The 10,030-nt window shown below is 40.6% G+C and carries 3 protein-coding genes; 1 reads left to right on the top strand and 2 read right to left on the bottom strand.

The genetic code is table 11. From position 1 onward, the window contains the following. Window positions 1-136: 136 nt before the first annotated feature. Entirely contained in the window at window positions 137-2,485 is a 2,349-nt protein-coding gene (gene pbpC, locus VB740_RS33975) for a penicillin-binding protein 1C (RefSeq protein ID WP_323204220.1), read from the bottom strand. 491 nt (window positions 2,486-2,976) lie between these two features. Between pbpC and VB740_RS33980 the strand changes: the two genes are divergently transcribed. Then, on the top strand, window positions 2,977-8,646 hold the full coding sequence (locus VB740_RS33980; protein ID WP_323204221.1) for an alpha-2-macroglobulin: 5,670 nt from the start codon (window positions 2,977-2,979) through the stop codon (window positions 8,644-8,646). A 191-nt stretch (window positions 8,647-8,837) separates the two neighbouring features. On the opposite strand, the gene VB740_RS33985 is transcribed toward VB740_RS33980, so the two are convergent. Then, window positions 8,838-9,992 carry a HEAT repeat domain-containing protein gene (locus VB740_RS33985; RefSeq protein WP_323204222.1) on the bottom strand — a complete coding sequence of 385 codons (1,155 nt, stop codon included), beginning with the start codon at window positions 9,990-9,992 and terminating at the stop codon, window positions 8,838-8,840. Between the last annotated feature and the right edge of the window lie 38 nt (window positions 9,993-10,030).

Consider the following 10,030-nt stretch of genomic DNA (forward strand, 5'->3'; position numbering starts at 1 on the left):
TTCGCAATGACGCTCGAAGACTCGCTAACGCTGCGCTAACGCAATTCGCAATTAAGAAACATTTACATCTGTTGACTCATTTTGGAGAATTGGTATAACAAACCAGAATTCAGAAGCTAGAAGCCAGAACTCAGAATTAAATTCTGGGAGACACAGAAAATCCTCGACGCGTGGGTTTAATACTGGCTAACTCCACCCGAAAAGTTACCTTGTCACTCATTTCTTCACTTCTCGCTTCCAAAGTCCACTTACCAGGACGCAAATTCCAAAATAAAGAATTAGCTGAGTTTGTATTTAGTTTTTCACCATTCAGCCACCACTCTACAGGCGCAGATTTATTTCCTACTAGCTTAAATTCGAGTTTTTGCTTCGCTTCTTCACCTGGATAAAGTAAGAATAAATCGCCATGATGCGGAGATAAAATTCTCAAATTGGTAGAAGTAAAATTCGATTGCTGTTGTTTTGCCAACCATTCATCATACTCTGGTGGCAAATTAAATTGATTTTCACTTTCGTAGTTACTTTTATCTTTTGGATAGAAATATTCTTGCACCACTGAGGTACAATCTGGTGTTGGGCGTAACCCTGAAGTTGCACAAACAGGTAATTGCACTAAACCTTCTGGAGATGGAAAAGCTGCTGGTTCTTGATTTTCATGCAGATGTAACATAATTCGATTCCACAAGGGTGCAGCCCCGGTAACACCTGAAACTTGACGCATCGGTTCGCCGTTAAAATTGCCTACCCAGGTAGCGACGGTGTAATCTGTGGTAAAGCCAACTGTCCAAGTATCACGGAAATTGGAAGAAGTGCCAGTTTTAACAGCAGAGGGGAAAGGTAAATTTAACACTGAATCTACACCAAATGCTGTTGCACGAGCATGGCTATCACTGAGCATATTAGTTATTAATTGCCATATTGTGTGGTTGGGCAGTGGGGAGTGGGGAGTAGGGAGTGGGGAATTGGAAAATGTGCTTACTAAAGAGGTAGGATCTCCTTGTCGTGCTATGGTCAGGTAGGCACGGGCTAATTCCCATAAACTGACTTCGCCACTACCAAGAGTCAAACCTAAACCGTAATGTTCTGGGGTGTGATTAAGGTGTTCAAACCCCAATTGATGCAGACGTTCGAGGAAAGTCTGCACACCTAACTTTTCTAACACTCGCACTGCGGGTACATTTAAGGAATTTGCTAAGGCGATTCGCACCCGCACCGGGCCAAGGAAGCTTTCGGTGTAATCTGTGGGGCTGTAAAGTTTCGCGCCGGGAATTGCATAATGGGCGGGTACGTCTGCTAAAATAGTATTTGGGCGAATTAAACCTTTTTCTAAAGCTAATCCATACACAAAAGGTTTGAGAGTAGAACCGGGTTGACGTAGCGCTTGCACTCCATCATTGCGTCCGAGTTTGGCTTCATTAAAGTAATCAGGTGAACCGACATAAGCCAAAACTTCGCCGGTGTGGTTGTCAATCACTAACGCAGATGCATCATGAACGTTGTTAGTGGCTAGGGAAGAAATTACCTGTTGCACCTGTGCTTCGACAAACTGCTGTAAAGGGCGATTTATAGTCGTGCGAATAACGGATTGCTCCCCCCTAGCCCCCCTTAATAAGGGGGGAATATAGCCCTTTTCAAGGGTAGTTGAGGGGATTTGATTGGCTAACCAAAATAAAAAGTGTGGTGCGGCGATAATTCCTCGTTGGTTAGACTGAAACACAACTTTTTCGGCGGATGTTCGGGCTGCGTAGCTTGCCGCCGTAGGCATCGCACCATTGATATACTTTTCCTGTACCATCCTATTAAGAACGTATTTTTGTCGCTGCTTTAATCGTTCCCAATGTTCATAAGGATTAAAGTATGTGGGATTATTAGGAATAGCAGCTAACAAACTAGCTTGAGCAAGATTCAACTCACTAGCTGGGATGGAAAAATAAGTCTGCGCGGCTGCTTCCACACCATATATATTGCCTCCCATTGGCAACCGATTGATATATGCAGAGAGAATTTCATCTTTGTTCATCCCTGCTACTAACCGCCAAGATAGCCAAATCTCTTGCATTTTACCTGACAGAGTTCGCGGGACTGGTTCTAACATCCGCGCTAACTGCATAGTAATAGTGGAAGCGCCGGAAACAATTCGTTTGGCGTGGATGGCTTCTTTGCTGGCGCGGATAACAGCTTTCATATCCAACGCCCCGTGATGGTAAAAGCTGCCATCTTCGGCGGCTAAAATAGCATGGATAAACTGGGGCGAAACCTGATTTAGTGGTACTACTGATGTATGCTCTTGGTCACGGGTGAGTAATGTTCCTAATGGTAAACCATTGCGATCGCTAAATTGCATTGCCAGTTGATTTTGGGCAATGTCTGCGGCCCGAATGGGCGCAAAATAAGGTAGCAAGCGTACAGCCAGACAGATTACTAGCACAGCCAGGATAATTTTACTGTGCTTAATTTTGAGTAGCGATCGTAAAATTAGTTTCATCAGGGAATCCCCTGCCCAAAAAAACCTACCTTAATTTTGACGCGGTGATTACATCTACATCAGTAAATATGTCAAATCCTTAATATTTCATTTGTCATAACTTAGCAGATGTAAATCAGTTTTTACGAAATTTAAATATTTAGAGTTAAGAATTGTAGTCATTTTTGGAACAATAACACTGGATTAGTTATCTATGTAAATAAACATCCGTTATATCCACAGTTTAGGTAACATAACTAGCTATCTTGCGTCCTTTATCAGTCTGGGCATTGCTCACTTTATGAAGGAATGCAAATTTTTATTTGCTATAATTTTGTGATTTTTTATTTTTAATTACTAGAAAGATGATTATCAGAGTTTTACTGCGTTTTTACCATAAAATAACCTATCGCATTCTTGACATCCTTAGAGGTTCATTCAAAAAAACTGTACATTCTTCAAGCCGGAAAAAAACAATACAGTTTGTTCTTCTCTTTACATTTATATTAGGGATGGCAGGGTGTAATTTTTTTGGTATAAACTCAAGTAAAGAACAACTACCAACAGTATCTCCACTCACACCGCCGAAATTACCAGACTGGATTGAACAAATTAGTCCTATTGGGGATGCTAAACCTCTTAACCAAATCCGCATCCGTTTTAAAGAAGCTTTAATCCCAGTTGAAAGTCTTGATAGTCCAGAACAGCAGAAATTATTACAAAAATTTGCGCTTTCGCCACCTTTACCTGGCCAATTTCGCTTTTTGACACCGCGCATGGTGGGTTTTCAACCTGATAAAGCACTACCAATAGCAACAAGATTCCAAGTTACTCTCAAAGCCGGTTTAGCTGATTTAAAAAGTCATCGCCTAGACAAAGATTTACCTTGGACATTTAATACCGAATCTATTAACCTGACTAATTTACCCGGTGTTAATCCCATTGAAAAGGCTGATGCTGAACCAATTGATTTACAAGAAAAGTTACAGTTTACTTCCAATGTAGAATTAGATTTAGCTTCTGTACAAGAACATTTACAGTTAATTCCCGAAGGTAAAAGTAAAGGTACAGGTTTTAAAGTTGAATTAAACAAAGAAGAAAAACCATTAAAAAACGAAGAAGACCCTTTAGAAAAATTTGACCCTTCAGCACGCAACTGGATTTATAACCTCACACCACAGCAAAATCTCGAAAAAGCAACCCGTTATCGCCTGGTGTTTTCTCCCGGAATACGTCCTGCTTATGGTAATCTCCCTACAGAGAAAGAATTTGCCACTAAGATAGCAACTTATTCGCCTTTGGCATTTCAGAAAATTAACTTTTACGGACAGCCAGATGCAGGCGGAACTTTTGGAAGATTTATTAAAGGTAGTCCTCAGCTAGAATTTAATAACATATTATTAGCAGATTCAGCTAAAGAAAACATTACCATTAATCCGGCACCAAAAGACATTTCGAGAATTCTGCAAGTAAACGATGAAGATAAAATTGTTGGCATTAATCCTTATGCGCTAGAACCCGCTAAGACTTATACAATTACTATCGGCGGAAATCTCAAAGATAAGTTTGGGCAGACTTTGGGTAAACCTGTCACACTTAAATACGATACTGGAGATTTAGCTGGGGATATCTGGGTACCATCAGATTTAAATATTTTCCCCACTGGTAAAGATTTACAGTTAAATATTAGTACAGTCAACTTGCCAGAATCAAAATATAAAGCAGCTTATCGAGTAGTTAAACCAACAGATTTAGTTTATTTCAATTATGGTAATGATTTATTACCAAAACCCTCTGATTGGCAAAGCTTTAAGGTATCGGGTAATAAAAATCAATCAGTTGACGTTGCTGTTCCTCTGCGGGAAAAAATAAGTGCGGCTACGGGAATGTTAGCTTATGGAGTGCAAGCCCGCACTAATAAATATCAGGAGAATGGGAAGGAACTATGGCGCGAACCTACGACTTATGGCTTGGTTGAATTGACGAATTTGGGCGTATTTACTCAGTGGTTTCCTGAGTCTGGCTTAATTCGCGTCAATCATCTTACAGATGGTTCGCCAGTGAAAAATAGCGCTATTGAAATTTATCAATCAAAATTACAAGCACAATCGCGCCCTGAACCTGTACCTTGTGCAACAGGTAAAACTGATGAAAATGGAATTTTTAGAGTTAATCGTGAAGAGCTACAGCAATGTAGTTCTGGTAATCAAAGTTCTATTAAATCACCAGAATTATTAGTAATTGCCCGTGAAAATCAAGATTGGGCATTTGCTAGAACTGAAGAATATAGCGGTGTTTATGGCTATGGTATTGATGCAGGTTGGCAAAATGGTAAGCCAGAATCGCGTGGGGTAATTTTCTCAGATAGACAGTTATATCAACCAGGCGAAAAAGCTTGGTTAACAGGTTTCGCGGACTATTTACAAAATGGCACAATCCAGCAAGATAAAAATGCTGTTTACCAATTAACTTTGGTAAATCCTGATGGACAAAAGACCAACTTAGGCACGCAAACTACAAATGACTTTGGTACATTTTCTCTAGAACTGCCAATCAAGGCAACTCAACGCTTAGGTTACCATACAATCCAGGCTAAGGGGAAGAATGGACAAGAAATATCTGGAGAATTTCGAGTAGCTGAGTTTAAGCCACCCAACTTTAAAGTCGAACTCAACTTAGATAAAGAATTTGCTTTCCTTGATGAAAAAGTTGATATTAAAGCTACAAGCAATTATTTGTTTGGCCCACCTGTAGAAGGTGGAGAAGCAAAATACTTTATTACTCGCCAGCAATCTAATTTTGTTCCTAAAGGTTGGGAGGAATTTGCTTTTGGTAGACAGTGGCTATGGCCAGAAGAAACTCCTACTATATCTAGTGATGTATTACAAACTAATGCCCAACTAGATGCTAATGGTAAAAGTAGTCAAACTGTGAATGTGGCTAATGATTTACCATATCCGATGACTTACCGGGTGGATGTGCAAGTTGCAGATGTTTCTAATCTGTCTGTAGCAAATTCCAAAACTTTTACAGCCTTACCAAGTAATCGCCTCATCGGGTTAAAAACTAATTTTATCGCTGATGCTGGTAAGGCTTTTCCTATTGAAGCGATTGTTACTGACCCTACAGGAAAACCGATAACAGGTCAACGGGTGCGGCTGGAATTACAACAAATTAAATACAGCAGCGTCACGCAGTTGGTAGAAGGTAGCCGAACACCAAAAAATCAAGTTGAATATAAAACAGTTGGACAAGCAGAAATTACATCTGCTAACAATCCGCAATCGGTAAACTTAACAGCACCGGAATCTGGTTCATATCGGATTAGAGTGAATTTTAGCGATGCCAAAAACGAATTAAGTGCCACAGATTCACAAATTTGGGCGACTGGAGGTAATCAAGTATTTTGGGGTTCCAGAGAACGAGATGTCTTAGAAGTTAAGCTGGATAAAAAAGAGTTCAAACCCGGTGAAACTGCTACTGCATTAATTCAATCTCCCTATCCAGATGCAGAATTATACTTTGCTGTAATTAAAGACAAACCTCTTTATCAGCAAATTACCAAGGTTCAGGGCGGCGCACCACAAATTCAGTTTCAAGTTACGCCAGAAATGCTGCCAAATGCAGCCATTGAAGCTGTATTAGTAAGGCAAGGTAAACCCATCAACCAAGTGGAAGCGGGAAGTTTAGACAATTTGGTAAAAATTGGTTTTACGCCTTTTAAAGTTAATTTAGAAGATAAGTATTTAAAACTGCAAGTTAAGCCAGTGCAAGCATCATTAGAACCTGGTGCAGAAGAAACAGTACAACTAGAACTGAAGGACAATCAAGGAAATCCCACCAAAGGGCAGTTTACAGTTATGGTGGTAAATGAAGCGGTGTTACAACTTTCTGGTTATCGTCCGCCAGATTTGGTAGATACAGTTTATGCAGAACAGCCAATATCTACCCGCTTTAGCGATAATCGTCCAGATGTCATATTACAACCACAAGATGTAGCTAAACCGAAAGGTTGGGGTTATGGTGGTGGTTTCTCAACTGGTGCAGCAAATACTCGCACCCGCACAGATTTTAAAGCCTTAGCTTACTACAACGGTTCTGTCCTTACCGATGCTAATGGTAATGCACAGATAACCTTTAAACTCCCCGATGACTTAACTACATGGCGGGTAATGGCTGTTGCTACTGATGGAAATCTGCGTTTCGGCAATGGAGACGCGACGTTTATCACCACCAAGCCACTACTAACTAATGCCATCTTGCCACAATTTGCCCGTCCAGGCGATCGCATCCTTGCTGGTTTATCTGTAACTAACAACACTGGGAATACAGGAAATCTCTCAATTAATGGCGAACTTAGCCGTAACGTGAAGTTTGCTGACAAAAACCCTACAACTACTTCCTTGCAAACCAAAGCTGAATCTGCAACTCATGCTTATCGCTTTCCAATGGTGGCGGATAGTGTGGGAGTTGGTAAAGTTCGCTTTACCACTCAGCTAAATAATACAGCCACAGATGCTTTTGAAGTACCTTTGGAAATTAAGCCAATTGAAATTACAGAACAAGTCGTTGAAACTGGTGTCACTGAAAAACAAGTAAAAATTCCCTTGAATGTTGATAAAAATACCTTCCCTGATGCAGGTGGTTTAGATATTCAGTTGGCGAGTACTTTGATACCAGAGATTCAAGCACCAGCAAAGCAGGTTTTAGAAGATGATGATTTACCGTTTACAGAACCGGCTGCAAGTCAGTTAATCATTGCGGCTAATCTCCAAACTATTGCCCAAAAATATGGTCAGACATTTGCAGGATTTAATCCTAGCCAACAGGCAAAACAAGCAATTGAACAATTACAAAAACTGCAAATAGCCGATGGTGGTTTTGCTGCTTTCCCCGGACAAGAAAAATCTGACCCTTGGGTTTCTTCTTATGCGGCTGAATCTTTGGCTAAAGCCAGTCAGGCGTTCCCTAATTTAGTCGATTCTGCAATTGTGTCTCGCCTCAAAACTTATCTGCAAAAAGTTCTGGCGAATCCTGGAGAATACGAGTTTTGCAAACAGCTACTATGTAAAAGACAACTGCAAATTAATGCTTTAATTGCTTTATCACAACTGGGCGATAAACGCAATACTTTCCTCGCAGATATTTATGAACAGCGTAATAATTTTGATTTAGTAACTCAAATTAAACTGGCGCGATACTTATCTCAATTCCCCGAATGGCAAGATGAATCTCAACAGTTAGTGAACAAACTGCAACAGAATATCTATGAAACTGGTCGCACAGCAGTTGTGAGTTTACCACGTAGTTGGGGCTGGATGAGTTCATCGACCACGACGCAAGCGCAAGCTTTACGCTTATTTATTGCCAAGCAGAGTAAACCCGAAGTTATAGATAAGTTATTCCAAAGTCTTCTGGGATTGCGACGAGATGGCACATGGCAAACTAACTATAATAACGCCCAAGCGTTAACAGCTTTGGTAGATTATAGTCAACTGCAACCCACACCGCCTAATTTTGTTGCAACAGTGCAATTAGCTGGTAATAAGTTAGGAGAAAATCGGTTTAATGGCTATCAAAATCCTAGTTTACAGCTAAATGTGCCGATGAATAAATTACCTCGTGGTCGTCATGATTTAACGTTGCAAAAATCAGGTAATGGCACTTTACATTATCTCGTTGCTTATAATTATCGCTTGCAAGGAAATGAACCAGGCAGATTTAATGGTTTACGGGTAACACGAGAAATTAGTAAGTTAAATGAAGAGAAAGTTTTACAGAAAACAGGTCTTTACGCTTTCGATAAACCCTTAAGTTTAGCCTCTGGACAAGTGTTTGATATTGGTTTAGAAATTATTGCCGATCATCCTGTGGATCATCTAGTGATTAAAGATCCGCTACCATCAGGTTTTGAGGCGGTGGATGCGAGTTTTCAAACTGCTACCGCTGCATTACAAGCAAAAGCCGATAGTTGGGAACTTGGGTTTAGGAATATTTACCGCGATCGCATTATCGCATATGCTGACCACCTGGAACCAGGAGTTTATAGTCTGCATTACTTAGTCCGTTCTGTTACTCCTGGTACATTTTCTTGGCCTGGTGCCCAAGTCCACCTGCAATATGCACCAGAAGAATTTGGGCGTACTGCTGAGTCTACACTGATATTGGAGGAAAATAAGTAATAATTCTCTGCGATCGCACGCCTTCCACTGCAATCCAGTACATAAGTTGAGGTATCTAATAGTAGATAAACAAGGTAATTGAAAGACAGGCGATCGCTTGGGATATGACAACGTTCTGTGAGAAATGGGTGTGTGCGGATTGTGTTAAAGCAAAGCAATCTACTTTGTCAACAATTGAGTAAATTTAATCTCTAAATATTCTTAGAAAAATTACGTAATTTTTCTAAAACTCTAGCTGCTTCGTCACATACTTCAGAATCCCCATATTCCAGTAGTGCCAATAGTGTTTGCAGTACTGATTCAGAGGAATTTCCTGAGCTTACTAACACCTCTGCGGCATTAAGACGTAGCCAAGCCTCCTCATCTTCCATTAGTTCTAGTAGTGTTTGCAGTACTGATTCAGAGGAGTTTCCTGAGTTTACTAATACCTCTGCCGCGTTAAGACGCACCCCCAAATCTTCATCATCCAGTAGTGTCAGTAGTGTTTGCAGCACTGAATCTGAGGTATTACATAACTCGCCCAATGCATCCATTACATAGCAATATATTTCAGAATCTTCATCATCCAATAGTGCCAGTAGTGCTTGCAGTACCGCCTTTGAAGTATTGCCTGAGTTGATTAACACCTTAGCGGCGTCAAGACGCACGCTAGAATCTTCTTCTTTCAGTAACGCCAGTAGTCTTTGCAATACGGGTTTTGAGGTATTGCCTAAGTTGACTAACACTTTTGCTGCGGGAAGACTGTATATATAGTATGAGTTCAAAAAACGCAGTAGTGTTTGCAGCACTGGTGGTGAGGTATTACCTAAATTTACTAACGCTTCTGCGGCATGAAGACAGGTAGACTCACTATCTGAGTATTCCACATCTATACTTCCTTCATATTCCAGCAGCGTTAGTAGCGTTTCTACCACTGGTTGTGAAATATGACCTAATTTACTTAGTGCCTCGGCGGCATAGAGACGGACACGAAAATCTTCATCTTCAAGCAATATTGGTAGTTCTTTTAGGACATCTTCAGAAGGATTACCTAAGTTGCCCAATGCCTCAGCGGCACAGAGACGGACACGATAATTTTTATCTTTTAAAAGTATCAGTAGTCCTTGTAAAACTGGCTCGGATGTATTTCTTAAGTTGCCCAATGCCTTAGTAGTACTGCAACGCACTTCAGAATCATTGTCTTTCAATGCTTGGACCAGAGCCGGAACCCCAGATTTTACAGGAGCGCCAATTTTTGCTAATTCTTTAGCCGCACGTCGCCTATCTTCTACCTCTGGAACAAAGAGATCATTGATAAGGCGGCGAATGCGTCGCTTCAAATGTTCTTGTTTTAAGCTAATCGGCATTTAAGCTGCATAATATAAATGCAGAGTCGGTTGAAAAT

The sequence above is a fragment of the Nostoc sp. UHCC 0251 genome (genome assembly GCF_034932245.1).
Lineage (GTDB): Bacteria > Cyanobacteriota > Cyanobacteriia > Cyanobacteriales > Nostocaceae > Nostoc.